General features: G+C 64.6%; 24 protein-coding genes. 17 read left to right on the forward strand and 7 right to left on the reverse strand.

Annotation, left to right across the window (positions count from 1 at the left end):
- Positions 1 to 200 precede the first annotated feature (200 nt).
- Positions 201 to 1136, forward strand: coding sequence for a class I SAM-dependent DNA methyltransferase (locus ACFC2Y_RS02190; protein WP_375173416.1), 936 nt, complete (start codon positions 201 to 203; stop codon positions 1134 to 1136).
- A 10-nt stretch (positions 1137 to 1146) separates the two neighbouring features.
- Here the strand turns inward: ACFC2Y_RS02190 and ACFC2Y_RS02195 are convergent, their stop codons facing one another.
- The 3 genes from ACFC2Y_RS02195 to ACFC2Y_RS02205 all read right to left on the reverse strand — a co-directional run bounded on the left by ACFC2Y_RS02195 (position 1147) and on the right by ACFC2Y_RS02205 (position 4199).
- Positions 1147 to 2349, reverse strand: a complete 1203-nt coding sequence (locus ACFC2Y_RS02195) for a multidrug effflux MFS transporter (RefSeq protein WP_375173417.1) — start codon at positions 2347 to 2349, stop codon at positions 1147 to 1149.
- Positions 2350 to 2475: 126 nt separating this feature from the next.
- Positions 2476 to 2703, reverse strand: a complete 228-nt coding sequence (locus tag ACFC2Y_RS02200; RefSeq protein ID WP_375173418.1) for a DUF2842 domain-containing protein — start codon at positions 2701 to 2703, stop codon at positions 2476 to 2478.
- A gap of 203 nt (positions 2704 to 2906) precedes the next feature.
- Positions 2907 to 4199: an adenylosuccinate synthase gene (locus ACFC2Y_RS02205; RefSeq protein WP_375173419.1), complete on the reverse strand. Its 1293-nt coding sequence runs from the start codon at positions 4197 to 4199 to the stop codon at positions 2907 to 2909.
- Positions 4200 to 4420: 221 nt separating this feature from the next.
- Here ACFC2Y_RS02205 and ACFC2Y_RS02210 point away from each other — a divergent pair, with 221 nt between their 5' ends.
- The 5 genes from ACFC2Y_RS02210 to ppk2 all read left to right on the forward strand — a co-directional run bounded on the left by ACFC2Y_RS02210 (position 4421) and on the right by ppk2 (position 8685).
- Positions 4421 to 4816 carry a DUF6524 family protein gene (locus ACFC2Y_RS02210; protein ID WP_375173420.1) on the forward strand — a complete coding sequence of 132 codons (396 nt, stop codon included), beginning with the start codon at positions 4421 to 4423 and terminating at the stop codon, positions 4814 to 4816.
- 115 nt (positions 4817 to 4931) lie between these two features.
- Positions 4932 to 5297 (forward strand): preprotein translocase subunit SecG, encoded by a 366-nt coding sequence (gene secG / locus ACFC2Y_RS02215; RefSeq protein WP_375173421.1) that lies wholly within the window; start codon positions 4932 to 4934, stop codon positions 5295 to 5297.
- Positions 5298 to 5467: 170 nt separating this feature from the next.
- Entirely contained in the window at positions 5468 to 7111 is a 1644-nt protein-coding gene (locus ACFC2Y_RS02220; protein WP_375173422.1) for a CTP synthase, read from the forward strand.
- 57 nt (positions 7112 to 7168) lie between these two features.
- Positions 7169 to 7684 (forward strand): DUF421 domain-containing protein, encoded by a 516-nt coding sequence (locus tag ACFC2Y_RS02225; RefSeq protein WP_375173423.1) that lies wholly within the window; start codon positions 7169 to 7171, stop codon positions 7682 to 7684.
- An 83-nt stretch (positions 7685 to 7767) separates the two neighbouring features.
- Positions 7768 to 8685, forward strand: a complete 918-nt coding sequence (gene ppk2, locus ACFC2Y_RS02230; RefSeq protein ID WP_375173424.1) for a polyphosphate kinase 2 — start codon at positions 7768 to 7770, stop codon at positions 8683 to 8685.
- Between the two features lie 3 nt (positions 8686 to 8688).
- Here the strand turns inward: ppk2 and ACFC2Y_RS02235 are convergent, their stop codons facing one another.
- Positions 8689 to 9174: a hypothetical protein gene (locus ACFC2Y_RS02235; RefSeq protein ID WP_375173425.1), complete on the reverse strand. Its 486-nt coding sequence runs from the start codon at positions 9172 to 9174 to the stop codon at positions 8689 to 8691.
- Positions 9175 to 9486: 312 nt separating this feature from the next.
- Between ACFC2Y_RS02235 and ACFC2Y_RS02240 the strand changes: the two genes are divergently transcribed.
- From ACFC2Y_RS02240 to ACFC2Y_RS02270, 7 genes are all read left to right on the forward strand, one after another.
- Entirely contained in the window at positions 9487 to 9924 is a 438-nt protein-coding gene (locus tag ACFC2Y_RS02240; RefSeq protein WP_375173426.1) for a TerB family tellurite resistance protein, read from the forward strand.
- Positions 9921 to 10673, forward strand: coding sequence for a phosphate/phosphite/phosphonate ABC transporter substrate-binding protein (locus ACFC2Y_RS02245; protein WP_375173427.1), 753 nt, complete (start codon positions 9921 to 9923; stop codon positions 10671 to 10673). The genes ACFC2Y_RS02240 and ACFC2Y_RS02245 overlap by 4 nt, the downstream gene beginning before the upstream one ends.
- A 123-nt stretch (positions 10674 to 10796) precedes the next feature.
- Complete coding sequence (locus ACFC2Y_RS02250) at positions 10797 to 11570, forward strand: ABC transporter ATP-binding protein (RefSeq protein ID WP_375173428.1); 774 nt, start codon at positions 10797 to 10799, stop codon at positions 11568 to 11570.
- Between the two features lie 151 nt (positions 11571 to 11721).
- Complete coding sequence (locus ACFC2Y_RS02255) at positions 11722 to 12453, forward strand: transporter substrate-binding domain-containing protein (protein ID WP_375173429.1); 732 nt, start codon at positions 11722 to 11724, stop codon at positions 12451 to 12453.
- Positions 12454 to 12501: 48 nt separating this feature from the next.
- Complete coding sequence (locus ACFC2Y_RS02260; protein WP_375173430.1) at positions 12502 to 13377, forward strand: ABC transporter permease; 876 nt, start codon at positions 12502 to 12504, stop codon at positions 13375 to 13377.
- Positions 13374 to 14213 carry an ABC transporter permease subunit gene (locus ACFC2Y_RS02265; protein WP_375173431.1) on the forward strand — a complete coding sequence of 280 codons (840 nt, stop codon included), beginning with the start codon at positions 13374 to 13376 and terminating at the stop codon, positions 14211 to 14213. Before ACFC2Y_RS02260 ends, ACFC2Y_RS02265 begins: the two co-directional genes overlap by 4 nt.
- Before the next feature lie 3 nt (positions 14214 to 14216).
- Positions 14217 to 15533: a glutamine synthetase family protein gene (locus ACFC2Y_RS02270; RefSeq protein ID WP_375173432.1), complete on the forward strand. Its 1317-nt coding sequence runs from the start codon at positions 14217 to 14219 to the stop codon at positions 15531 to 15533.
- A gap of 16 nt (positions 15534 to 15549) precedes the next feature.
- Here ACFC2Y_RS02270 and ACFC2Y_RS02275 read toward each other — a convergent pair whose 3' ends face one another.
- Positions 15550 to 16383 (reverse strand): class I SAM-dependent methyltransferase, encoded by an 834-nt coding sequence (locus ACFC2Y_RS02275; RefSeq protein WP_375186393.1) that lies wholly within the window; start codon positions 16381 to 16383, stop codon positions 15550 to 15552.
- 87 nt (positions 16384 to 16470) lie between these two features.
- Between ACFC2Y_RS02275 and ACFC2Y_RS02280 the strand changes: the two genes are divergently transcribed.
- From ACFC2Y_RS02280 to ACFC2Y_RS02295, 4 genes are all read left to right on the forward strand, one after another.
- Positions 16471 to 17148 (forward strand): type 1 glutamine amidotransferase, encoded by a 678-nt coding sequence (locus ACFC2Y_RS02280; protein ID WP_375173434.1) that lies wholly within the window; start codon positions 16471 to 16473, stop codon positions 17146 to 17148.
- A complete protein-coding gene (locus ACFC2Y_RS02285; RefSeq protein WP_375173435.1) occupies positions 17145 to 18506 on the forward strand; it encodes a glutamine synthetase family protein in 1362 nt (453 codons plus the stop codon). Before ACFC2Y_RS02280 ends, ACFC2Y_RS02285 begins: the two co-directional genes overlap by 4 nt.
- Before the next feature lie 66 nt (positions 18507 to 18572).
- Complete coding sequence (locus ACFC2Y_RS02290) at positions 18573 to 19877, forward strand: NAD(P)/FAD-dependent oxidoreductase (protein WP_375173436.1); 1305 nt, start codon at positions 18573 to 18575, stop codon at positions 19875 to 19877.
- Between the two features lie 190 nt (positions 19878 to 20067).
- The gene (locus ACFC2Y_RS02295; RefSeq protein WP_375173437.1) at positions 20068 to 21282 is read left to right on the forward strand and encodes a DegT/DnrJ/EryC1/StrS family aminotransferase; all 1215 of its coding nucleotides are present in this window, start codon (positions 20068 to 20070) and stop codon (positions 21280 to 21282) included.
- 66 nt (positions 21283 to 21348) lie between these two features.
- Here ACFC2Y_RS02295 and ACFC2Y_RS02300 read toward each other — a convergent pair whose 3' ends face one another.
- Together ACFC2Y_RS02300 and ACFC2Y_RS02305 are read right to left on the reverse strand one after the other, a co-directional pair.
- Positions 21349 to 21969 carry a hypothetical protein gene (locus ACFC2Y_RS02300; RefSeq protein ID WP_375173438.1) on the reverse strand — a complete coding sequence of 207 codons (621 nt, stop codon included), beginning with the start codon at positions 21967 to 21969 and terminating at the stop codon, positions 21349 to 21351.
- Positions 21970 to 22468: 499 nt separating this feature from the next.
- Positions 22469 to 23296, reverse strand: a complete 828-nt coding sequence (locus tag ACFC2Y_RS02305; RefSeq protein ID WP_375173439.1) for a ferredoxin--NADP reductase — start codon at positions 23294 to 23296, stop codon at positions 22469 to 22471.
- Between the last annotated feature and the right edge of the window lie 3 nt (positions 23297 to 23299).

Raw genomic sequence — 23299 nt, forward strand, 5'->3', positions numbered from 1 at the left:
GGCCGCGTGGCGGTTTCTGGCGAGGCCCCGGCGCGGGGCCGGGGCATAGTGTTCTACTGCACCGCCTTGCGAACCCGGCTGCCGGGACGCCTCCAGCCTCGCGCCGGGGCATGGTGCGCTGCAACGCCGCTTGACTAATCCGGCGGCAGGCGTAAATGGCGCGGGCCGGGCGATCATGCCCGGCCTTTTTCGTGGTTCCCATGATTCCGCTCCAGATGACCTCCGGCGACCTGATCGCCGACCGCCGCGCCGCCTATGCCGAGGCGCTATTACCCGATGACCCCCGGGCTGCCGCGGACCTCTTCCGGCAGGCGCTCGACCTCGCGCCGTACTGGGTCGCCGGGTGGTTCCGACTGGGCGAGATCCTGACCGGCGCTGATGCGGAGGCCGCAGCGGAGGCCTTTGCCATGGCGGTGTCGCTCGACCCCGAAGACAGGCTCGGCGCCGCGCTCATGGTCGACACCCTGCGGGCGCGGTCGCTGGCCGACAGCATGCCTCCGGCCTTTGTGGAGACGCTCTTCGACCAGTATGCGGCGGGCTTTGACGCGGCGCTAATGGATCGCCTCGACTACCGGGCCCCGCAGCTGCTGCGTGCGGGGCTGTCGGGCCGGTTCGACCGGGTTCTCGACCTTGGCTGCGGGACCGGCCTCATGGGGGCGGAGCTGCGCGGGACGGCGGGCTACCTCGAAGGCTGGGACATCTCTGGCGAGATGCTGCGGGAGGCGGCGGCGAAGGGGCTCTACGACCGGCTGGAGAAACGCGACCTTTCGGCCCTGGCCCCTGCTCCGGCAGGCTGGGACCTGATCGCCGCGGCGGATGTCTTTGCCTATCTCGGCGCGCTCGAACGGATCACGGGCTGGGTTGCCGGTGCGCTGGCGCCGGGCGGCCGCTTTGCCTTTACGGTGGAGCGCCACGACGGGCCGGAGGCCTATGTCCTGCGCGAAAGCCGCCGCTACGCGCATTCGGAGCAAGCGTTGGCGGAGCTGCTGGAGACGGCGGGGTTCGTTGTCTGGATGACCCGCGACCGACTGCGGATGGACCGGGGCACTGCGATCGAGGGGCTGGTCGTCCAGGCGATCAAACGCGGGGCGACAAAGGCCCGGCAGGGCGACGGAGAGGGCGCGGTCGCGGTCTGAGGCCCGGCGCTCAGGCCCGCAGGCCCCGCGCCTCGGCCAGGTCGATGCTGCGCACATAGAGCGCGGCCACGAGGCCGATCACGCTGGCGCAGCACATCAGCGCCGGGAGGAGCACTGCCCCGTTCGCTTCGGTGACCAGCGCGCCGGTGACGGTGGTGGCAATCGCCCCGACAAAGACGATCATCGCCGCCGACAGGCCGGAGGCGCTCCCCGCGATATGGGGGCGGACGGACATGGCCCCCGCATTGGCGTTCGGCGTGGTCATGCCGTTGCCGGCGCCGGAGAGGACCATAGCCCCGAAGAAGAGCGGGATCGACAGGTAGCCCCCCAGGATCAGCAATGCTGCCAAGCCAAGGCCGATGGCCGCAACCAGACGGCCCGCGATCATCATCGTGGAAAGCTGGTAGCGCGCGGAGATGCGGCTGGAGATGGCCGAGCCGAGGATGAAGCCAAGGGTGATCGTCCCCATGTAGGCGCCCAGTTGCGCCGTGCCCATGCCAAAGGCGGCAGAGACGACCAACGGTGCGCCGGAGACGAAGATGTGGAAGGTCGCGACGGAGAAGGACGCGCAGATCACATAGCCCCAGAAACGCCGGGACCGCACCAGTTCGGGATATTCGCGGAACTGGGCGCCAAAGGTTTCGGATTTGTGCCGATGCGTTTCGCCCAAATCGAACCAGGCCAGGATGAAGAGGGCCGCGCCGGTGCCCGTGTAGAAGACGAAATTCGCACGCCAGCCGAACAGGCTGTCCATCACACCGCCCAGGGTCGGGCCGAGCATCGGGGCGATGGCCATGATCATTGCGACAGTCGCCATCTTCGACGCGGATTCCCGTTCATCGAAGAGATCACGGATGATCGCGCGCGACAGGGCCATCCCCGTGGCCGAGGCGCTTTGGCACAGTCGGGCGATCAGGAAGATGGTGAAGCTTTCCGTCAGGGCGCAGACCGCTGATGCAGCGACAAAAATCGCCATGCCGATCAGAATGACAGGGCGACGCCCATAGCGATCCGAGAGGGCCCCGATCAATAACTGCGTCACGGCGGTCATCAACAGATAGGCCCCGACGGCGAGGCTCATCACGCCATAGGTGACCGCGAAATCCTCTGCCATATTTGGCAGGGAGGGCAGGAACATGTTGAGGGTCAGGACCGAATTTGCGGTCAGCAGGATCAGGGTCCAGAGGTGGGGTGGCGTCTTGGCCGGGCGCATAGGAAACGTTTCCAAAATGATGCGCGTATCTGACCCATTTTGCCGGGGAATGGCAATTGGCCTTCGGTGAAAAACCGGGGCTGCAGGGGGCTTTCAGGGTGGGATGCCGCGTGGCGCGGCAGTGGATCAGTCGTCGCGCGGCGCGTCGGGGTCTTCCTTGCCGACGCCCTTGAAGACGAACTTGAACGGGATGGCCCAGATGACGCCGAGGACGATGTAAATCGCCAGTTCGGCCAGGATGCCGGGCCGGTCGAAGAGCGCCACGAGGTTCACCGCCAGCACGATGTAGAGCGGCAGGCCGATGACGAGGATGATCAGCGACCAGCGACGGCGGGCTTTGTAACTCAGGGCCATGGGCTCTCCTTCCGGTATCGGGGGGATTTAGCCTGCCGATCGGAGACCGGCAAGGGGCGGTCGGGTTGGGGCGCAGCGCCGACGCAGACCGAATGATCTGGCAACTTGTCCTGTCAAGTCAGTGTGATAACGGCGGCGCGGTCGATACATTGGCTCGGCCCGCAAGGATTGCGGACCGAATATTCTGTCTGACTGCCCCCACCTCAGTCCGAGAAAGGGTCTGTCACGAGGATGGTATCGTCCCGCTCGGGGCTGGTGGAAAGCAGCGCGACGGGGCAGTCGATCAGCTCCTCGACCCGGCGGACGTATTTGATCGCATTGGCGGGCAGGTCGGCCCAGCTGCGCGCGCCCTCGGTGGATTCGGACCAGCCGGGCATGTCCTCGTAGATCGGTTTGCAGCGGGCCTGTTGATCGGCAGCGGTCGGCAGATAGTCCAGCCGTTCGCCGTCCAGGTCGTAGCCGACGCAAATGCGCAGTGTCTCGAACCCGTCCAGCACGTCCAACTTGGTCAGCGCGATGCCGTTCATGCCGGAGGTCGCGCAGGTCTGGCGCAGCAGGGCGGCATCGAACCAGCCGCAGCGGCGCTTGCGGCCCGTGGTGGTGCCGAATTCATGGCCGCGTTCGCCCAGACGCTGGCCGTCCTCGTCCAGCAGTTCTGTCGGAAAGGGCCCCTCGCCCACGCGGGTCGTATAGGCCTTCACGATGCCGAGGACGAAGTTGACGGCGCCCGGGCCGATCCCGGTTCCGGTGGCCGCCTGCCCGGCAATCACGTTGGAGGAGGTCACGAAGGGATAGGTTCCGAAATCAATATCCAGAAGCGCGCCCTGAGCGCCCTCGAACAGGATGCGCTTGCCCGCTTTGCGCTTTTCGCTCAGCACTTTCCAGACCGGGGCGGCATAGGGCAGGATCTGCGGCGCGATGGCGCGCAGTTGTTCCAAAAGTGCATCCGTGTCGACCGGCGGCAGACCCAGGCCGGAGCGCAGGGCGTTGTGATGCACCAAAAGGCGGTCCACCCTCGCCACGAGCGTTGCATCATCGGCCAGGTCGGCGACGCGGATGGCGCGGCGGCCGACCTTGTCCTCATAGGCCGGGCCAATACCACGGCCGGTCGTGCCGATCTTGGCGACGGAGTTCTGGTTTTCGCGGCCACGGTCCAGTTCGCCGTGGATCGGCAGGATCAGCGGCGTGTTTTCCGCGATCATCAGTGTCTCGGGGCTGATCTCGACGCCTTGTTCGCGAACGGTGGCGATTTCCGACACCAAATGCCAGGGGTCGAGGACCACGCCATTGCCGATCACCGACAGCTTGCCGCCCCGAACCACGCCGGAGGGCAGAGCGTGCAGCTTGTAGACCTTGCCGTCGATCACCAGCGTATGGCCCGCGTTGTGCCCACCCTGGAACCGGACGACGACATCGGCGCGTTCCGACAGCCAGTCAACGATCTTGCCTTTTCCCTCGTCACCCCACTGGGCCCCGACGACGACAACATTGGCCATGGCGCATTCCTCCGGCTCGGTCCAAACGGCGCCCTTGTAGCTAAAGCCAAGGGGAACGGAAACCGGAATTTCGGTGGCAAGCCGTGACGGGGATTTCTGCGGGATTTTGAGTGTGGAACCGCGGGCGAGGATCATCGGCCTACCCCTGCACCTCGGGACCGTGAGACTGGACAGGCGGCCAAAGATTGGCCAAGCCTTGGGAAAACCGAGACGAGGTAGACATGGGATTCATCATCCGCTGGCTGATCGCCTTCGTATTGATCGCGCTGACCTATAACCCGACGCCGTGGAACTTTTCCGCCTGGGTCGGGCGCAGCTGGCCGGAGCAGATGCCGATCATCGTGCTGTCCGGGCTGGTCCTGCTGGTCGGTTATATCATCTACCTGCGGGCGACCCTACGCTCCATCGGGCCGTTCGGGATGGCGCTGGTGGTCGCCATCGTCGCAGCGCTGATCTGGGTGCTGGTCGATTTCGGGCTGGTGCGGCTGGATAATCCCGGGATCAACACCTGGATCGGGATCGTCGCGCTGTCGCTGGTTCTGGGCATCGGGCTGAGCTGGTCGATCGTGCGGCGCCGGGTCTCGGGACAGGCGGATGTGGACGATGTGGAGGATTGACGGGCGATCAGGGCCAAAGCCCTTGCAGCCCTGCCCCGAACATCCTATCTAGCCGCGAAACGCGCCGCGGTGATCGCCGGGGCGCAATGACGCTTTGACCGACAGGCCCGACTACATGGAAAACGTTGTCCTCATCATCCACCTGCTTCTCGCGCTTTCGCTGATCGGCGTCGTGCTGCTTCAGCGCTCCGAAGGCGGCGGGCTGGGCATGGGTGGCGGCGGTGGCGGCGCGATGTCGGGCCGGGCGGCTGCGACGGCGCTGTCCAAGGTGACCTGGATCCTGGCGGCGGCCTTCATCGGCACTTCCATCGCCCTCACGATCATCGCGGCGGAGAAATCCGCAGGCGCATCGGTTCTCGACCGGCTCAGCCCCGCGGCTGTTCAGGAAGAGACGCCGGAAACCCCCGAGGCACCGGGGGGCGGATCGCTTCTGCCGCCGTCCCCGACCGGTGGCGGATCGCTGACGCCCTCGGCCGACTGATCCACCATCCCTTGCGGGCGGGCCTCCTGCCCCAACATCATCTTGCGGCATGGATGGACAGTCCTCCGCGAATCTGTTAGATCTCAAATCCCGTGAGACAGGGTCCGAAAGGACCCGTTTCGTTAAGATTTGCGATCTTCCGCACAAGACTTTCACGGGAGCCTTCGACCATGGCGCGGTACATATTCATCACGGGCGGCGTTGTGTCGTCCCTTGGGAAAGGTCTGGCATCCGCGGCTCTTGGCGCTCTCCTGCAGGCCCGCGGATATTCGGTCCGTCTGCGCAAGCTCGATCCCTACCTCAACGTCGATCCGGGCACGATGTCGCCGTTCGAACATGGCGAGGTCTTCGTGACCGACGATGGCGCGGAAACCGATCTCGACCTGGGCCATTATGAACGGTTCACCGGGGTGGCGGCGCGGATGACCGACTCCGTGTCCTCCGGCCGGATCTATTCCAACGTGCTGGAGAACGAGCGGCGGGGCGACTACCTGGGCAAAACGATCCAGGTGATCCCGCATGTGACCAATGAAATCAAGGACTTCATCAGCATCGGTGATGATGAGGTGGACTTCATGCTCTGCGAAATCGGCGGCACCGTCGGCGATATCGAAGGCCTGCCCTTCTTCGAGGCGATCCGCCAGTTCGCCCAGGACAAACCACGCGGCCAGTGCATCTTCATGCATCTGACGCTGCTGCCCTGGCTGGCGGCGTCGGGCGAGCTGAAGACCAAGCCGACGCAGCACTCGGTCAAGGAGTTGCGGTCGATCGGGTTGCAGCCGGATATCCTGGTCTGCCGTTCCGAACAGCCGATCCCGGAAAAGGAGCGCGGCAAGCTGGCGCTCTTCTGCAATGTCCGGCCCGAGAGCGTGATCGCCGCCTATGACCTCAAGTCGATCTACGAGGCGCCGCTGGCCTATCACCGCGAGGGGCTGGATCAGGCGGTTCTGGACGCCTTCCAGATCGCCCCCGCGCCCAAGCCCGATCTGCGGGTCTGGCAGGATGTCTATGACCGCATCCACAATACCGATGGCGAGGTCACCGTGGCCGTTGTGGGCAAATACACGCAGCTGGAAGACGCCTACAAGTCGATCAAGGAGGCACTGATCCACGGCGGGATGGCCAACCGGATCAAGGTGAATGTCGAATGGGTCGATGCGGAGGTCTTCGACAAGAAGGACGCCGCCCCCTATCTCGAAGGCTATCACGCGATCCTGGTGCCCGGCGGCTTTGGCGAGCGCGGCACCGAAGGCAAGATCAAGGCGGCCCAGTTCGCACGGGAACGGAAAATCCCCTACCTGGGGATATGTCTGGGGATGCAGATGGCCGTCATCGAGGCCGCACGCAACCTGGCCGGGCTGACCAAGGCCGGGTCGGAGGAGTTCGACCATGAGGCTGGCGGCAAGCGGTTCGAGCCGGTTGTCTATCACCTCAAGGAATGGGTGCAGGGCAACCAGAACGTGAAGCGCAAGGTGGATGACGACAAGGGCGGGACCATGCGCCTGGGGTCCTACACGGCCGCCCTGGCCGAGGGATCGAAGGTGGCGGAGGTCTATGGCGACACCACGATCGAGGAACGTCACCGCCACCGTTATGAGGTGGACGTGAAGTACCGCGACAAGCTGGAGGACTGCGGGCTGTGGTTCTCGGGCATGTCTCCCGACGGGCGTCTGCCCGAGATCGTCGAGGTCAAGGATCACCCCTGGTTCATCGGCGTCCAGTTCCATCCGGAGCTGAAGTCGAAACCCTTCGATCCGCACCCGCTGTTCGCCGATTTCGTGCGCGCCGCGAAAGAGGTGTCGCGGCTGGTGTGATCCGCGGGCTAAGCGACACCCTTGGAACCTGCGGGCGTCCCGGACCATTGGTCCCGCATGATGCAAGATGTCTTTTTCCAGGGATGGTCCGGCGTGGCGCGGGTGCTGATCGTCGGGGTCCTCGCCTACGTATACCTGATCCTGCTCGTCCGCGTTTCCGGTAAACGCACCCTGTCCAAGCTGAACGCCTTTGACCTGGTGGTGACGGTGGCGCTCGGCTCCACCCTCGCGACCATCCTGCTGTCCAACACGGTGGCGCTGGCCGAGGGACTTACCGCGCTTACGCTGCTGGTCGTGCTGCAGTTTGTTGTCACCTTTCTGTCCGTGCGATCGGAGCGGTTCGCGGGGATGATGCGGTCCGAACCCACCCTGCTGCTGCGCGATGGTATTTTGTGCCACGATGCCATGCGCCGCGCACGCGTGACCGAGGACGAGTTGATGACCGTGCTGCGCGCAAATGGACATAGCGCGCACCCCGAAGAGGCGGCCGCGATCATTCTGGAGAGCGATGGCTCCTTCTCCGTTCTGGGTGTGGAGGAAACAAACCGGCCCGCGCGAAAAGCTGCTATGTGACTGTCACACAAGATTGGTTAAATGCGCGGGAACCCCGGTGCGGTGGACGCGCCGGGCCTGTCAGCCTGCGAGAAGGAGCCCCGATGTCTGCGGATAATTTCAAGAATGCCGAAGATTGGCTCGAATCCGAATTGCGGGACTCGCTGGATGAGGAGGTCGAGCTTGAGATGGAGGATGCCGTCCTCTCGCTCAAGATCCGCGAGATCTATCAGAAGGCTCACGGCCCCTCGATCCCGCGGCCGCAGTATTTCCGCGATCTGCTGCGGCTTCAGTCAGAGCTGATCAATCTGCAGGACTGGGTCGTCGCGAACAACGAGAAGGTCGTCGTGATCTTTGAGGGGCGCGACAGTGCGGGCAAGGGCGGCGTGATCAAGCGGATCACGCAGCGGCTCAACCCGCGTGTGGTGCGCACCGTGGCCCTGCCCGCCCCGACCGAGCGCGAAAAATCGCAGTGGTACTTCCAGCGCTATGTGCCGCATCTGCCTGCGGGCGGGGAAATCGTGCTGTTCGACCGGTCCTGGTACAACCGGGCTGGAGTGGAACGTGTCATGGGCTTTGCCGATGAGGACCAGGTGGAACAGTTCTTTCAGGACGTTCCGGAGTTCGAGCGGATGCTGGTGCGGTCGGGGATCCGACTGGTGAAATACTGGTTCTCGGTCACGGATGAGGAGCAGCAGCTGCGCTTCCTGATCCGCATTCACGATCCGCTGAAACAGTGGAAGCTGTCGCCCATGGATCTGCAGTCACGCATCAGATGGGAGGACTACACCCGCGCCAAGGAGGAGATGTTCGAACGCACCAACATCCCCGAAGCACCGTGGTACATCGTGCCGGGCAATGACAAGAAGCGGGCGCGGTTGAACTGCATCGACCACCTGCTCTCGCTCTTTCCCTATGAGGAAGTGCCGGGCGAGGAGATCACCCTGCCGGATAGGGTCTACAACAGCGATTACGAGCGGCATGTGCTGCCGCCCGAGCTGTATGTTCCGTCGAAATACTAAGCGTCAGGATTTGTTCGACACGAAAAGCGGTGTGAAAAGCCCCTGGATCAGGCCCGGCCGGGCCGATCCGCGACCCGCACGTTGCCCCGCCTTGGGTTTGTCCACCAGCATCGGCGACAGGATCGAGGCATCGAAGACCCAACGGCTGCGGCGCCCGGCCTCGATATTCTCGCTTTGCCGTTTGATCCATTCCGCGACCAGCGCGGGGTTGTCCATCCGGCGGGAGGCGATCGGCACGTAGAAGCCGCAGTTGATCCGCTGGCACAGCACGTCGATCACCGAGCAACGGGCCCGGACATCATCATCCATCGCCTCACGCGGGAGCAGGTTGTAGCGCCGTGGGTTGAAGGCGAAGAACAGGGTCAGCGCCGTGCCGAGATCCAGTTCCTGCCGCGCCGCGACCCAGCGTAGAACCGAGAGATCCAGTTCGGTCGGGTCCAGACGCCGGACAAAGCTACACAGCATGTCCGGTTTGAGTTTCTTAAGCATGGCAATCTGGCGCTCCGGAGCCAGAGTAGTCCAATCTTTCTGCACGATGGCCAGCATTTGTCCGCCTTCCCTCTTCGGGGGGTTGTAGTTCGTTTGTGCCGACGACGTTTTGTCGTTGGTCTGACCGTTGCATCTAATTGGGGCAAAACTTTGGCCATGCAACCAAAGGGAGAATTCCGCAATGCGGTATGTCGAAAATTGAAGCGAAATTTCGCCATCCCCAGACAGATATTCAATTCCACCCCACCATTCTGGTGACGCGACGCCCGCAATTGGATTGGCGGACCGGTTTGGAACCACTATATCCCAAGTATGTTTGCCGATTTGTTAACGCGGCTGGTCCGCCCCGAGCCCGATCCATTGACCGAAAATGACGCGCGACTGGCGCTCGTTTCGCTGCTTGTACGCATTGCGCGCAGCGATGGCGACTATGATCGGCGTGAAAAGAAAACCATTCTTGAGATTGCGCAAACCCGGTTTTGCATTGGCCATGAAGCGGCGGAAGAGTTGGTCCGCGAGGCCGAAGAGATCGAGGCACGCGCCCCGGATACCGTGCGTTTTACCCGCGCGATCAAGGATGCGGTGGCCTATGAAGATCGCCTTGGCGTTGTCGAGGCGCTCTGGTCCGTGGTGCTGGCCGATGGTGAACGGGATCCCGAGGAGGACGCCCTCCTGCGCCTCACCGCGTCGCTTCTGGGCGTCGCGGATCGCGACAGCAACGCCGCGCGGCTGCGCGTGACGAACGGGTGATCGCCAGCCTTCCGATGTACGACTGGCCGGAGGTCCGGCCTGCCAATGATCGCTTCTGGGCGTCGATCGCGGACCATGCCCGGGCGGCCGGGTTGCGCCTGCCCGAGAGGCTGACACGGGACGGGGACCTGTGGGCGCAGTGGGAAGCGCCGGATCTGATCCTGTCACAAACCTGCGGCCTGCCCTATCGCGCGAGGCTGGTTGGCAAGGTCCGGATCCTGGGGTCACCGGACTACGGGCTGGAGGGGTGCCCCCCGGGGTTCTATGCGTCTAAGATCGTTGTCCGCGCGCGGGACCGCGCCACCGCGCCGACCGAATGGCATGGCAAACGGCTTGCCTATAATGAACGACGCTCGCAATCGGGATGGGCCTCCATCCTCAACCACGCGGCGCAATTGGGGGTCGGGTTCAAATCCGAGGTGGCATCGGGGTCGCATCGCCAGTCCGCCCGGATGGTGGCGCAGGGCGAGGCCGACATCACGGCAATCGACGCGCAAAGCTGGCGTCTGGTTCAGGCCCATGATCCCTGGGCCGGGGATCTGCAGGTGATCGGCCAGACGGAGCCGACACCGGCCACACCCTTTATCACCGCGGGGCATCGCGATGCCGAAACGGTCAGGGTGCTGCGGCACGCGTTGCGTCAGGCCGTGGCGGAGGTGTCAGCGCAGGATCGCGCGCAGCTTCACCTGCGCGATGTGGTGGATGTGGACGAGGCGCTCTACCTCGCCGTGCCGACGCCCCGGGTCTGAACAGGTCTGAACAGCGACAAGCGCCCGAAAATCGGGCAGTTTCCGACAGGGCAAGCACCGCGATTGTTGCATTCGGGTCCGGTTTGCGTCCTACTCGGGCCACTCAAAAGGAAAGGCCCGACATTGCAGCAGCCCCCCGTGATCGAAATCCACGACCTTCACAAGAGCTTTGGCGCGTTGGAAGTGCTGAAAGGGGTGGCCATCACGGCCAACCGGGGCGACGTGGTCTCGCTCATCGGGTCATCGGGATCGGGCAAGTCGACCCTGCTGCGCTGCGCCAACCTGCTGGAAGACAGCCAGCAGGGGGAAATCCTGTTCAAGGGGGAGGCCGTGACCTGGAAGGGACATGGCCTGGCCCGCCGTCCCGCCGACCCCAAGCAGGTTCTGCGCATCCGGACGAACCTGTCGATGGTGTTCCAGCAGTTCAACCTGTGGGCCCATATGACGATCCTGCAGAACGTGATGGAGGCGCCGGTGACAGTCCTGGGCCGTGACCGGGCGGAGGTGGAGGGCAAGGCGCGGGAATATCTGGCCAAGGTCGGCATCGGGGACAAGGCCGATGCCTGGCCCGCGCAGCTGTCCGGCGGGCAGCAGCAGCGGGCCGCCATCGCCCGCGCGCTCTGCATGGAGCCGGAGGCGCTGCTGTTTGACGAGCCGACCTCGGCGCTTGATCCGGAGCTTGAGCAGGAGGTGGTCAAGGTCATCAAGGACCTCGCCCAAGAGGGGCGAACGATGCTGATGGTGACGCACGACATGCGCCTGGCGGCGGATGTCTCGGACCGGGTCGTCTTTCTGCATCAGGGCCGGATCGAGGAGGCCGGAACCCCGCAGGAGGTGTTTGGCGCGCCCAAATCGGAACGGCTGCGACAGTTCCTTTCCGCGACGGCTTCGGCCTGACGACGGCTGCCTAGCCATGCATCCTGACGCTTCGTCAGCGGGGCGGATGCGCAATTTTCGGGCGAAAGCCTCTTGTCTTGGCAGCAATTGTTGCCAAGGCTGTCTGACCAGAAGCGGCACGTAGGATGCCGCCCAATAGGGAGCCAATAGTATGAAGACATTGATGCTGACTGCAGCCCTTGCCCTGTCCGCCGGGATGGTGATGGCCGAGAGCCATGGCAAGACGATCCGCCTGGGGACTGAAGGCGCCTATGCGCCGTTCAACTTCATCAACGATGCGGGCGAGGTTGACGGGTTCGAACGCGAACTGGGTGACGAGCTGTGCAAGCGCGCCGAACTGACCTGCGAATGGGTCACCAACGACTGGGACTCGATCATTCCGAACCTGGTGTCGGGCAACTACGATGTGATCATCGCAGGCATGTCCATCACCGACGAGCGTGACGAGGTCATCGACTTCACCCAGAACTACACGCCGCCCTCGAACTCCGCCTATATGGCGCTGAGCGATGATGTGGACATCATGGGCGGTGTCGTTGCCGCGCAGACCGGCACGATCCAGGCCGCTCATGTGGCCGAGACCGGCGCGACGCTGGTGGAATTCGCCACGCCGGATGAAACCATCGCCGCCGTCCAGAACGGCGAGGCCGATGCGGTCATGGCGGATCACGACTATCTCAAGCCCTTCGTCGAGGAATCCGGCGGCGATTTCGTCTTTGTCGGCGATTTCGTCCCGCTTGGCGGCGGTGTCGGCATGGGCCTGCGGGAAAGCGACACGGAACTGCGTGACAAGTTCGACGCGGCGATCCAGTCGATGAAGGACGACGGCACGCTGAACCCGATGATCGTGAAGTGGTTCGGCGAAGACGCCCTGACCTACTAAGTCCTTTCGGGCGGCGCCACTGGTGCCGCCCGATCTGCATGCCCGCCGATGTTCAGTTACTGCACCGATCCGAAAACGCTCGAAGGGCTGCAATGGCTCTCCTGCTACCTGACCACGGGCAAGCATCTCCTTTTCTATGAGAGCTTCTTTTTCGTCATCGCGCTGATGCTGATCACCGCGCCGATCGCGCTGGCGGTCGGTTTTGCGGGCGCCTTGGCCGCGCGGTCGCATGTGGCGCCGGTGCGCTGGATCGGGGTTGGCTATACCTCCCTCGTGCGCGGGGTGCCGGACATCGCGTTTTTCCTCTTCATGCCGCTGGCGCTGGATCAGGGGCTGGAATGGCTGCGCCACAAGGTAAAATGTCCGGACTGGAGCGATCCGATCCGGCAGGGCAGCGATTTTGTCGTCTGTGCGCAGGCGAAACTGCCGCTCTCCTCATCGCCGCAGTGGGTGCATGAATATTATGGTGTGGCGCTTGGCATGGCGGCCTTTGCCTTTGTCTTCGGGGCTTTCGCGGCCTTTGTGCTGCGCGGTGCAATGGATGCGGTGCCCCGGGCGCAGATGGAAACCGCCGAGGCCTATGGCATGACCCGGCGCCAGGCCACCTGGCGCGTCTTGATCCCGCAGATGTGGATCTATGCCCTGCCCGGCCTGTCGAACCTCTGGCTCATCCTGATCAAGGCGACGCCGCTCCTGTTCCTTCTGGGGATCGAGGATGTCGTCTTCTGGGCGCGGGAGCTGGGCGGGCGCAAGACCTCTGCCTATGACTATCCGCATCCGGACTGGCGGCTGTGGTATTTCCTGGCGCTGCTGGTCTTCTACCTGCTGTTGACCAAGGTGTCGGAGGTCGGCTTTGCCCGGCTCACCCGTCGGCTGTCGCGCGGGCAGGCCACCGCGGCGGGGATGGAGGAGGCGCGGGCATGAGCTGTCTCCAGACCATCGCGGACTACGGGCTGCGCTCCGTCGGGATCGGCGAGCGGCTGCTGCCGAAGACCGATTTCACCCTGTGCCAGCAGTTCACCCTGATTGGGTCGGGGCTGATCTGGAACATCTACTTCGCCCTCTTCGCCCTGCTTCTGGGCTTCGGCCTGGCGGTCGGGCTGGCGCTGGCGCGCAATTCCGCCATCGTCTGGATCAGCAAACCGGCAGCTTGGTTCATCTTCGTCTTCCGCGGCTCGCCGCTCTTCATCCAGTTCTTCCTCTTCTACGAGGCCTTCACCCTGCTGCCCAAGAACGGGATCGAGCTGAACCTCGGCTTCACGATCCTGACCGCCGAGACCCGCTGGCTGACCCGCGCGGCGGCGGGGGCGCTGATCGTGCTGTTCCTGAATACCTCCGCCTATACCGGAGAGATCTTCTACGGCGCGCTGCGGTCCGTGCCCAAGGGTGATCTGGAGGCGGCGGAGGCCTATGGCTTCTCCGGCTGGACCAAATTCCGGCGGATCACCTTTCCGACGATGCTGCGCCTTGGCTGGCCCGCCTATACGAATGAATCCATCTTCCTGACCCATGCGACCACACTGGTCTTTTTCTCGTCCTTCCCGGCGTGGCAGCAGAAGGGCGACGCGCTGTACTATGCGAATTACCTCGCGGACAAGACCTTCAACCCGTTCATCCCCTATCCGATCCTGGCCTTCTATTTCATCCTGCTGAGCCTCGGGATCATTCTTGCCTACGGGCGGGTCTACCGGCATCTCAACCGGCACCTGCCACAGGACAAACGGCCCCGCCTGCGCGCGCGGCCCCAGATGGTTCGTTGACACATGCCCCTTGGAAATATCCGCACCTTCCGTGTCGCCGCCGCCGATCTGAACGGCCAGATGCGCGGCAAGCGCCTGCCCCGGTCGGCCTATGACAAGCTGAGCGAGGGCTCCGTCCGGATGCCGCTGTCGGTGCTGAACGTCGACATCTGGGGGGCGGACATCAAGGACAGCCCGCTGGTCTTCGACACCGGCGATGCGGACGGGGTGATGATGCCCACGGCGCGCGGCCCGGTGCCGATGCCCTGGCTCGACACGCCCTCCGCCCTGGTGCCGATGGAGATGTATCACGACACCGGCTTCCCCTACCTGGGCGATCCGCGCCATGCGCTGCGCGCGGTGCTGGAACGCTATGCCGAAATGGGCTGGACCGTGCAGGCCGGGATCGAGATGGAGTTCTATCTGGTCGATGACAGCGGCGCGGCGTTGCATCCGCCGGAAAACCCGCAATCGGGCCGCCCGCTGCAGGGCAATGCGATCCTGTCGCTGCGGCAGCTGGATGCCTTCGACGGGTTCCTCTCGGCGGTCTATGACGCCTGCGAGGATATGGATATCCCGGCGCAATCCACGATTTCCGAAGCGGGGCTGGGCCAGTTCGAGATCGACCTGGACCACCGCGAGGCCCTGCGCGCCGCGGATGACGCCTGGCTGTTCAAGGCGCTGATCAAGGGGATGGCACGCAAGTTCGACATGGCCGGGACCTTCATGGCGAAACCGCTGCTGGATGAGGCCGGATCGGGCATGCATGTGCATTTCTCGGTCCTGGACCGCCAGGGGAAGAACATCTTCGACAATGGCGGGCCGGAGGGGACGGCCTTTTTGCACAATGCCGTGGCGGGCTGCCTTGCCGCCCTGCCCGCCTCGACCCTGGTGTTTGCGCCGCACGGCCCCTCCTACGACCGCTTTGTCGAGGACAGCCATGCGCCGACCGGGGCCTGTTGGGCCTATGACAACCGGACCGCGGCCCTGCGTATCCCCGGCGGCCATCCCGCCGCGCGGCGGATCGAACATCGTGTGGCCGGGGGGGACAACAACCCCTATCTGGCGCTGGCGGCGATCCTCGGGGCGGCGCTGTCGGGGATAGAGGACAACCTGATCGCCCCGCCCCCGATTGCCGGAAACGCCTATGAGCTGGACCTGCCGCGCCTCAAGGCCGATTGGGCCACGGCCATCGACACATTCGAGGACGACGAGCTGATAGCGCGGATTTTCCCGGAGACGCTGATCAAGAACTATGTGCTGACAAAACGGCAGGAGATGGCGCGCCTGGCAGGCATGCCCGCCGAACAGCACTGGAAGACCTACCTGGAAACCGTCTGACGCCCCGCTGTCCGGCTTACCCGGACTTGGCCAGATGCCAGACCTGTTCCACCGGAAAATCGCGCGCCCAGTCCGCAGGCACCGCCGCGCGGGTGCCCTGCGCCCAGTCCGGCGCATAGACCTCCTGATATCCGGTGACGGCAAAACCGATCTCGGCGAACAGGCGCATCCAGTCGGAGGTCGTGAGGTTGAAGCAGATCCCGCTCGGCTCGATCTCGACCTGGGTCCAATCTGCCCCCCACATGTCCCGGTAGGGGCGGTGCAGGGCCCTGTCGCAGGGCGCGCCGTTCAGGGGCGAACAGATCAGCGAGATCGGGTGATTGCCAAGAAACACCAGCTGCCCGCCGGGACGCAGCACGCGCCAGGCCTCGCGCAGCCATGTCTCGGGCGGGCACCAGATCGCGGCGCCATATTCGGAAATGGCAAAGTCGAAGGCGCCGTCCGGCAGACCCGTGTCTTCGGCATTTCCTTCGATAAAGGTGATCTCGGCGCCGTGGTGGGCCGCCAGGCGGCGGGCGGTCTCCAACTGACGGGGCGAGACGTCGATGGCCGTCACCTGCGCCCCGCGCCGCGCCATCCAGCCCGAGACATAGCCCGTGCCGCAGCCCAGTTCGATCGCCTGCTGGCCGGTCATGTCCGCAGGCAACAGCGGCACGTTGGCCTCCGGCACGCCCCAGTTGCCCCATTCCGGTGTCTCCAGCGCCCAGAGCCGTTCGCCCGCCTCGATCCAGTTGACGGCATCCTCGTCCCAGATCTGACGGTTCGTGCTGACGTGATCGCGCTCCATGCCCGGCCCTCCGGCGCCGACATGGCGCGGGGCGATGTTACCATGGCTTCGCACGCGTGCCACAGTCTTTGTCCCGGAATGGACGGCGCCCCCCTTGCCGCCCTCTGACGGCTCCACTACTTTCGGGGCGACCCAACCAACTGGTGACTTATGCTGATCGGCATCCTGCAATGCGGCCATTTCCCCGACGAGCTTCAGGGGGAAACCGGCGATTATGGCGCGCTTTATGAAAATTTCCTCTCCGGCTACGGCTTTGAGTTCAAGGTCTTCCCCGTCTGCGACGGCGTCTTTCCCGCCGGGGCGACGACCTGCGACGGCTGGCTGATCTCCGGCTCCAAGCACGGGGCTTACGAGGATCACGACTGGATCCCGCCGCTGGAGACGCTGATCCGCGAGATCCGCGACGCGGGCCGCCCACTGGTCGGCATCTGCTTCGGTCATCAGATCATCGCCCAGGCCCTTGGCGGGCGGGTGGAGAAATTCGATGGCGGCTGGTCCGTCGGGCGCACGATCTATCGCTTCGCCGACGGCGAGCGCGCGCTGAACGCCTGGCACCAGGACCAGATCACCGCCCTGCCCGAGGGGGCGCGGGTGCTGGCCGCCTCCGATCGCTGCGCCTATGCGGCGCTGGCCTATGGCGACCGGATCTACACGATCCAGCCCCATCCGGAGTTCGACCGGCGCGAGGTCGCAGGCCTGCTGCGGGTGCGCGGGGATCTGCTGGATACCCCGACCCGCGAGGCGGCGCAGGCGGCGCTGGATCTGCCCGTCGACAACCGGAGCGAGGCCAATCGGATCGCCGCGCTGTTCGAGGGGGCGATGGCATGAGCGAGGACTGGACCGAGAAACTGCCCGAGCCCGCACGCGCCTATCTGGAAGGGCGACGCCTGGACGAGGTGGAGTGCATTATCTCCGACCTTCCGGGCATTGCCCGGGGCAAGGCGGTTCCGGCGACGAAATTCGCCCGGCAGCAGTTCTTCCACCTGCCCAATTCGATCTTCTTTCAGACCATCACCGGCGACTGGGGCGAAGCGGCAGGCGAGGAAGGCTTCATCGAGCCTGACATGACGCTGCGGCCGGATTTCTCCACCGCGACGGCGGCGCCCTGGACCGGGGACTGGACGCTTCAGGTGATCCATGACGCCTTTGACCGCAAGGGCAATCCGATCCCCTATTCGCCGCGCAACGTGTTGAAACGGGTGGTGAAGCTCTACGAGGACCAGGGCTGGAAGCCGGTGGTCGCGCCGGAGATGGAGTTCTACCTCGTCGCCCGCAACCTCGACCCGGCCAAACCGATCGAGCCGATGATGGGCCGCTCCGGCCGCCCGGCCGCGGCGCGTCAGGCCTATTCCATGACCGCGGTGGACGAGTTCGGCCCGGTGATCGACGACATCTACGATTTCGCCGAGGCACAGGGGTTCGAGATCGACGGCATCACCCAGGAAGGCGGCGCCGGGCAGCTGGAAATCAACCTGCGCCACGGCAACCCGGTGAAGCTGGCGGATGAGGTCTTCTACTTCAAACGGCTGATCCGCGAGGCCGCGCTGCGCCACGACTGTTTCGCCACCTTCATGGCCAAGCCGATCGGCGATGCGCCCGGCAGTGCAATGCATGTGCACCATTCGATCCTCGACATGGAGACCGGCAAGAATATCTTCACCGGACCGCAGGGGGGCGAAACGGATGCCTTCTACAGCTTCATAGGCGGGCTGCAGCACCACCTGCCGCAGGTGATCCCGCTTCTGGCGCCTTACGTGAACAGCTACCGCCGCTACGTGAAGGACCACGCCGCGCCGATCAACCTGGAATGGGCGCGCGACAACCGGACCACAGGCATCCGCGTGCCGATCTCCTCGCCCGAAGCGCGGCGGGTGGAAAACCGGGTGGCAGGCATGGATTGCAACCCCTACCTCGGGATTGCCGCTTCGCTGGCGGCGGGCTATCTGGGCCTCATGCGCGAAGAACGGGCGGAGAAACAGTTCCGCGGCGATGCATACGACGGCGACGGCGACTTCCCCCGCACCCTTGGCGAGGCGCTGGACGCAATGGACGAGGCCGCGGGGATCGCGGAGGTCCTGGGAGAGGAGTTCTGCCGCGTCTATTCCATTGTGAAACGCACGGAATACGAGGAGTTCCTGGGCGTCATCAGCCCCTGGGAGCGGGAGCACCTGCTGCTGAACGTCTGACGCGATGCTTCATCTTTCCGAAAATACTCTCGCCGACGGCATCGCCCGCAGGGCGACCCCCTTGCCATGAACCTGCTGCATTCCAACGACCGCCCCGGTCAGTACCCACCCAGCTACTATGCCGCCACCGCGACGCCGCTGCCCCCCTTCCCAGTGCTTAAGGGGGCGGCGCGGGCGGATCTCTGCGTGATCGGAGCGGGGTATACCGGGCTCTCGACCGCGCTGCATGCGGCGGAGGCGGGGCTGTCGGTGATCCTGCTGGAAGCGCAGCGCGTCGGGTTCGGGGCCTCGGGACGCAATGGCGGGCAGCTTGGCTCTGGCCAGCGGCAGGATCAGATGGTGCTGGAAAAGATGGTGGGGCTGGAGGACGCCCGGCGCTACTGGGCCCTGGGTGAGGAGGCCAAGGAGTTCACCAAGGCCCTGATCGCGCGGCACGCTATCGAGACGGAGATCAAGCCCGGCGTGGCCTGGACGGCCTCCACCCGCGCGGGGGTGCATCACCTGCACGACTATGCCGCCCATCTGAATGCGCGCTATGACTATCCCAAGATCGAGGTCCCGGATGATGCGGAGTTTGCCCGGATCATCCCCTCGCCTGCCTACAAGGGCGGGATCATCGACCGCGGCGCGGCGCATCTGCATCCGCTGAAATACGCGCTTGGCCTGGCGCGGGCGGCCGAGGCGGCGGGGGTGCGGATTTTTGAGCGCTCCGAAGTGCATCACCTGGACCAGGGCAGTCCGGCCGTGGTCCGAACCGGCGCGGGCCATGTGGAGGCCGATCACGTCGTGATCGCCTGCAACGGCTACCTCGGCACTCTGGATCGCAAGGTGGCGGCGCGGGTCATGCCGATCAACAATTTCATTGCCGCGACCGAGCCGCTCGGCCCGGAGGCCGCCCGGGTACTGGGTCAGGATATCGCCGTGGCGGACGACAAGTTCGTCGTGAACTACTACCGGCTGTCGTCCGACGGGCGGCTGCTGTTCGGCGGGGGGGAGAGCTATGGCTATCGCTTCCCGTCCGATATTGCCGCCAAGGTGCGGCGGCCGATGACGGAGATCTATCCGCATCTGCGCGACGTGAAGATCGACTACGCCTGGGGCGGCACCCTGGCCATCACCATGAAACGCCTGCCCTATTTCGCCCGGCTGGCGCCGAATGTGCTGTCGGCCTCGGGCTATTCCGGCCATGGGTTGGGCACGGCGACCCATGCGGGATACCTCATGGCACGGGCCGTCGGCGGGCTGGCCGAAGGGTTCGACGCCATGGCGCAGCTGCCCAATGTGCCCTTCCCCGGCGGCCCGGCGCTGCGGGTGCCCTTCCTTTATGCCGCGATGAGCTGGTTCGCCCTGCGGGACCGGTTGGGCGTCTGAGCCGGGGTCGGTCTTTTCACTGTCCGTTGAACAAGGGGGCGCTGCCCCCTCGCGGCTGCGCCGCTCACCCCTGGGATATTTCCGGCAAAAAGAAGGACCGGCCCCGTGCACCCGTCATGCAGTTTTCATTCGACTGTGTCCGGCTCTTCGTTTAGATTTCCCGAAAAGAGACTTCAGGAAAGCCGAAAAGATGACTCTCCCGCCGAATGTGTACGATGCAGAGCCCATCCCTGAAACCGCGCGCGTTGAGATCGAGCGCCTGCTGAGCTCCGGGGATCTGTTCCGCTACACGGCGCCGGAGAATGCCCCGGTCACCCTGCTGGAAACCGACTTTGCCGAGATGATGGGTACGAAGTACGCGCTGGCCGTTTCGTCCTGTTCGGCGGCGCTTTTCCTGTCTCTCAAGGCGCTTGGCCTGCCGCGCGGCGCGCGGGTGATGATTCCGGCCTTTACCTTTGCCGCTGTCCCCTCGTCGATCGTGCATGCGGATTGCGAACCGGTGCTCTGTGAATGCGGCGAGAACTACCGCATCGACCTTGAAGATTTCCTGACGAAGCTGCCGACCGTTCAGGCGGTCCTCATCAGCCACATGCGCGGCCATACCTCGGATATGGATGCGATCATGGAGGCCTGCGACGCCGCCGGTATCCCGGTGATCGAAGATGCGGCGCATTCGCTTGGCACGCTGTGGAACGGGCGCAAGATCGGCACGATCGGGCAGATCGGCTGTTTTTCCTTCCAGTCCTACAAGATGGTCAATTCCGGCGAGGGCGGCATCCTGATCGCCAATGACGCCGATGCGGTGGCCCGGGCGATCATCATGTCGGGCGCCTATGAACATATGTGGAAGAAGCACAAGGCGCGGCATGGCGAGAACTCCAACGACCTGGTCGAGGCGCTGGAACGCTGGCAGAACAAGCTGCCGCTCTACAACCTGCGCCTGTCGAACATGAGCGCGGCGATTGCCCGGTCGCAACTGCCGGAACTGTCCCGCCGGGTGCGCGACGGGCGGCGCAACCATGATCAAGTGGCAGCGATCATCGAGGGCTCGCCCTGGATCACCGTGCCAGAAAAGCTGGAGGCAGAGCTGCGCGCACCGGATTCGCTGCAGTTCAACCTCGTGGGCCTCACGGATGACGAAACCCGCGCCTTTCAGGATGCGGCGGCGGCGCGGGGCGTAAAGGTTCAGGTCTTCGGCATGTCGACGGACAATGCGCGGGCCTTCTGGAACTGGCAGTTCCTGGGCGATCTGCCGGAGTTGCCCAAGACGCGCGCCATGCTGATGCGGGCCTGCGACACCCGCCTGCCCGCCCGCCTGACACAGGCGCAATGCGCGGTGGTGGCCGATGCGCTGGTCGCGGCGGCGGAGGATGTCATGGGGAACATCAAGGCCTACGGCACCTGAACCGGATTGCCAGATACATGTCAAAAACGAGCGCCGGCCCGCCACACGGCGGACCGACACCGGTGATCAGTTGATCTCGAATGTGATGTCGTAAGTGATCGGATCGGAAGATTTGCTGACCACCTCGACGATGTGATCGCCGCTTTGCCAGAGCTGACCTTCGTAGGGGGTGTCCGTATCGGTCCCATCCAACAGCATCGAGCCATCGGGGTTGCGGATGGTGTAGTATATCTCGCCCGAATGGGGGCTGACCATCACCTTCAGAAACTGCTCGTTCCGGGCGCCCAGCACGAACTGGAAGGCGCCGCCCGGCTCCATGGTCCGGGTCAGCGTGGCGCTGGAGGTGCCAGAGGCGAAGTGCACCTGTTCCTGATAATCCGATGGCGAGGGCGCGGATTGGGCCGCATCGACCATATCCTGCGTCGCCGGTTCCAGAACACCGACCGCCCCGTCCTTGTAGGCGATGCAGTTCCAGGTCGCGCCGCCGCCGTCCTGCAGGATCACCTGCGTTCCGGCCTCGGAAAAGGACGAACCAAGCACGGTGCCCCCGGGTGCGCTGGCCTTGCCGGAGGACATCAGGGCGTCGATGCAGGCGTCGATCGCGGGCTGGTTCGGATTGCTGGAGGCATGGGCTGCGGTGACGCCGAGGACAGCGGCACAGACCATTGCTGGAAGATTGCGCATCATGACCTTGTTCCTTGTTACCGGAAAATGGGGATGAGTCGTCGTCGACGGTCGGATGTCGGATTTGCCCCACATTTCAACCTGCTCCGCGACTCATCGCTGGCCGGGGAATGATAGCCCCGTCGGCTTCGCGGTCCGCCGCCCTGTGTCCAGCGGACTGATTTGAGCGCCTTTCCGCCAATGGCGCGCGGGACTGCCGAATGGCGACGGGTCGACCGTCAGATGGTGGCCGAAATGTTTGGCGCGGCGGATGGGTGGTCGGGACGGGATTATGAGGATTGAGATGCTGGGTGGCGTTTGGTCGCTGTGCACTCGCTCTTCCATTCTCACGCCCCCTCTCCCTAACCCTCTCCCCCGAGGGGAGAGGGGATGGGATCCGCGGGGCGGCGGGCGTCGGACCGTCAGATGCGGGGCGTCGTCCTCGGGATTGACCCGAGGACGACAGGGTTAGGAAGGCCGATGTGGACCCGGACAGGCCCCGGGGCGTTGCCGACGCCAGGCCTCAGTCGACGAAGGCCTTTTCGACCACGTATTCCTTGGGATCGGAGTTGGCGCCCTCGCGCAGCCCGTAGCCTTCGAGTAGTTCCTTGATCTCGAGGTTGAAGGCCAGGTTGCCGCAGACCATTGCCCGGTCGGTCTCCGGGGCGATCGGGTCGATGCCGAGATCGGCAAAAACCTCGCCCGAGCGCATCAGGTCGGTGATGCGGCCCATCTTGGGGCTCTCTTCGCGGGTGGTGGTGGGGTAGTAGCGCAGCTTGGCCAGGTTTTCCTCGCCGATCAGTTCCTGCAGCATTTCGTCGTTGCGAATGCTCTCGATCAGCTCGGCGCCATACTGCAGTTCGCCCACTTCGCGGCAGGTGTGGGTAATGATGACCTCGTCATAATCCTCATAGGTCTGCGGATCTCGCAGGAGCGAGGCGAAGGGGGCAAACCCGGTGCCGGTGGCAAAGAACCAGATGCGTTTGCCGGGCAGCAGCGCGTCGTGGACCAGCGTGCCGACGGGTTTGGGCCGCAGGATGATCTCGTCGCCGACCTGAAGGTGTTGCAGTCGGGAGGTCAGCGGGCCGTCCTGGACCTTGATCGAATAGAACTCCAGCTCCTCGTCCCAGGAGGGCGAGGCGATGGAATAGGCGCGCAGCAGCGGGCGGCCGTTCTCGCCCATGAGCCCGATCATCACGAATTCGCCGGAGCGGAACCGCAGCGAGGCTGGGCGCGTGCAGCGGAAGGAAAAGAGCCGATCTGTCCAGTGCTTAACGAAGGTCACGGTCTGGGCGTCGGGAAGGGTCGGAACCCGGGGGGTCGCAGTTTCGGTCACAAGTGTCTCGGTCATATG

This window comes from Pseudooceanicola sp., assembly GCF_041987405.1.
Classification (GTDB): domain Bacteria; phylum Pseudomonadota; class Alphaproteobacteria; order Rhodobacterales; family Rhodobacteraceae; genus Pseudooceanicola.

Excerpts from the sequence above, each read along its gene's own strand:
- ACFC2Y_RS02225 (WP_375173423.1), top strand. The coding sequence starts at position 7,169 with ATGATGCAAGATGTCTTTTTCCAGGGATGGTCCGGCGTGGCGCGGGTG.
- ACFC2Y_RS02195 (WP_375173417.1), bottom strand. The coding sequence starts at position 2,349 with ATGCGCCCGGCCAAGACGCCACCCCACCTCTGGACCCTGATCCTGCTG.
- ACFC2Y_RS02205 (WP_375173419.1), bottom strand. The coding sequence starts at position 4,199 with ATGGCCAATGTTGTCGTCGTCGGGGCCCAGTGGGGTGACGAGGGAAAA.
- secG (WP_375173421.1), top strand. The coding sequence starts at position 4,932 with ATGGAAAACGTTGTCCTCATCATCCACCTGCTTCTCGCGCTTTCGCTG.
- ACFC2Y_RS02300 (WP_375173438.1), bottom strand. The coding sequence starts at position 21,969 with ATGATGCGCAATCTTCCAGCAATGGTCTGTGCCGCTGTCCTCGGCGTC.
- ACFC2Y_RS02240 (WP_375173426.1), top strand. The coding sequence starts at position 9,487 with ATGTTTGCCGATTTGTTAACGCGGCTGGTCCGCCCCGAGCCCGATCCA.
- ACFC2Y_RS02190 (WP_375173416.1), top strand. The coding sequence starts at position 201 with ATGATTCCGCTCCAGATGACCTCCGGCGACCTGATCGCCGACCGCCGC.
- ACFC2Y_RS02270 (WP_375173432.1), top strand. The coding sequence starts at position 14,217 with ATGCCCCTTGGAAATATCCGCACCTTCCGTGTCGCCGCCGCCGATCTG.
- ACFC2Y_RS02305 (WP_375173439.1), bottom strand. The coding sequence starts at position 23,296 with ATGACCGAGACACTTGTGACCGAAACTGCGACCCCCCGGGTTCCGACC.
- ppk2 (WP_375173424.1), top strand. The coding sequence starts at position 7,768 with ATGTCTGCGGATAATTTCAAGAATGCCGAAGATTGGCTCGAATCCGAA.
- ACFC2Y_RS02255 (WP_375173429.1), top strand. The coding sequence starts at position 11,722 with ATGAAGACATTGATGCTGACTGCAGCCCTTGCCCTGTCCGCCGGGATG.
- ACFC2Y_RS02285 (WP_375173435.1), top strand. The coding sequence starts at position 17,145 with ATGAGCGAGGACTGGACCGAGAAACTGCCCGAGCCCGCACGCGCCTAT.
- ACFC2Y_RS02260 (WP_375173430.1), top strand. The coding sequence starts at position 12,502 with ATGTTCAGTTACTGCACCGATCCGAAAACGCTCGAAGGGCTGCAATGG.
- ACFC2Y_RS02220 (WP_375173422.1), top strand. The coding sequence starts at position 5,468 with ATGGCGCGGTACATATTCATCACGGGCGGCGTTGTGTCGTCCCTTGGG.
- ACFC2Y_RS02265 (WP_375173431.1), top strand. The coding sequence starts at position 13,374 with ATGAGCTGTCTCCAGACCATCGCGGACTACGGGCTGCGCTCCGTCGGG.
- ACFC2Y_RS02210 (WP_375173420.1), top strand. The coding sequence starts at position 4,421 with ATGGGATTCATCATCCGCTGGCTGATCGCCTTCGTATTGATCGCGCTG.
- ACFC2Y_RS02295 (WP_375173437.1), top strand. The coding sequence starts at position 20,068 with ATGACTCTCCCGCCGAATGTGTACGATGCAGAGCCCATCCCTGAAACC.
- ACFC2Y_RS02280 (WP_375173434.1), top strand. The coding sequence starts at position 16,471 with ATGCTGATCGGCATCCTGCAATGCGGCCATTTCCCCGACGAGCTTCAG.
- ACFC2Y_RS02235 (WP_375173425.1), bottom strand. The coding sequence starts at position 9,174 with ATGCTTAAGAAACTCAAACCGGACATGCTGTGTAGCTTTGTCCGGCGT.
- ACFC2Y_RS02290 (WP_375173436.1), top strand. The coding sequence starts at position 18,573 with ATGAACCTGCTGCATTCCAACGACCGCCCCGGTCAGTACCCACCCAGC.
- ACFC2Y_RS02200 (WP_375173418.1), bottom strand. The coding sequence starts at position 2,703 with ATGGCCCTGAGTTACAAAGCCCGCCGTCGCTGGTCGCTGATCATCCTC.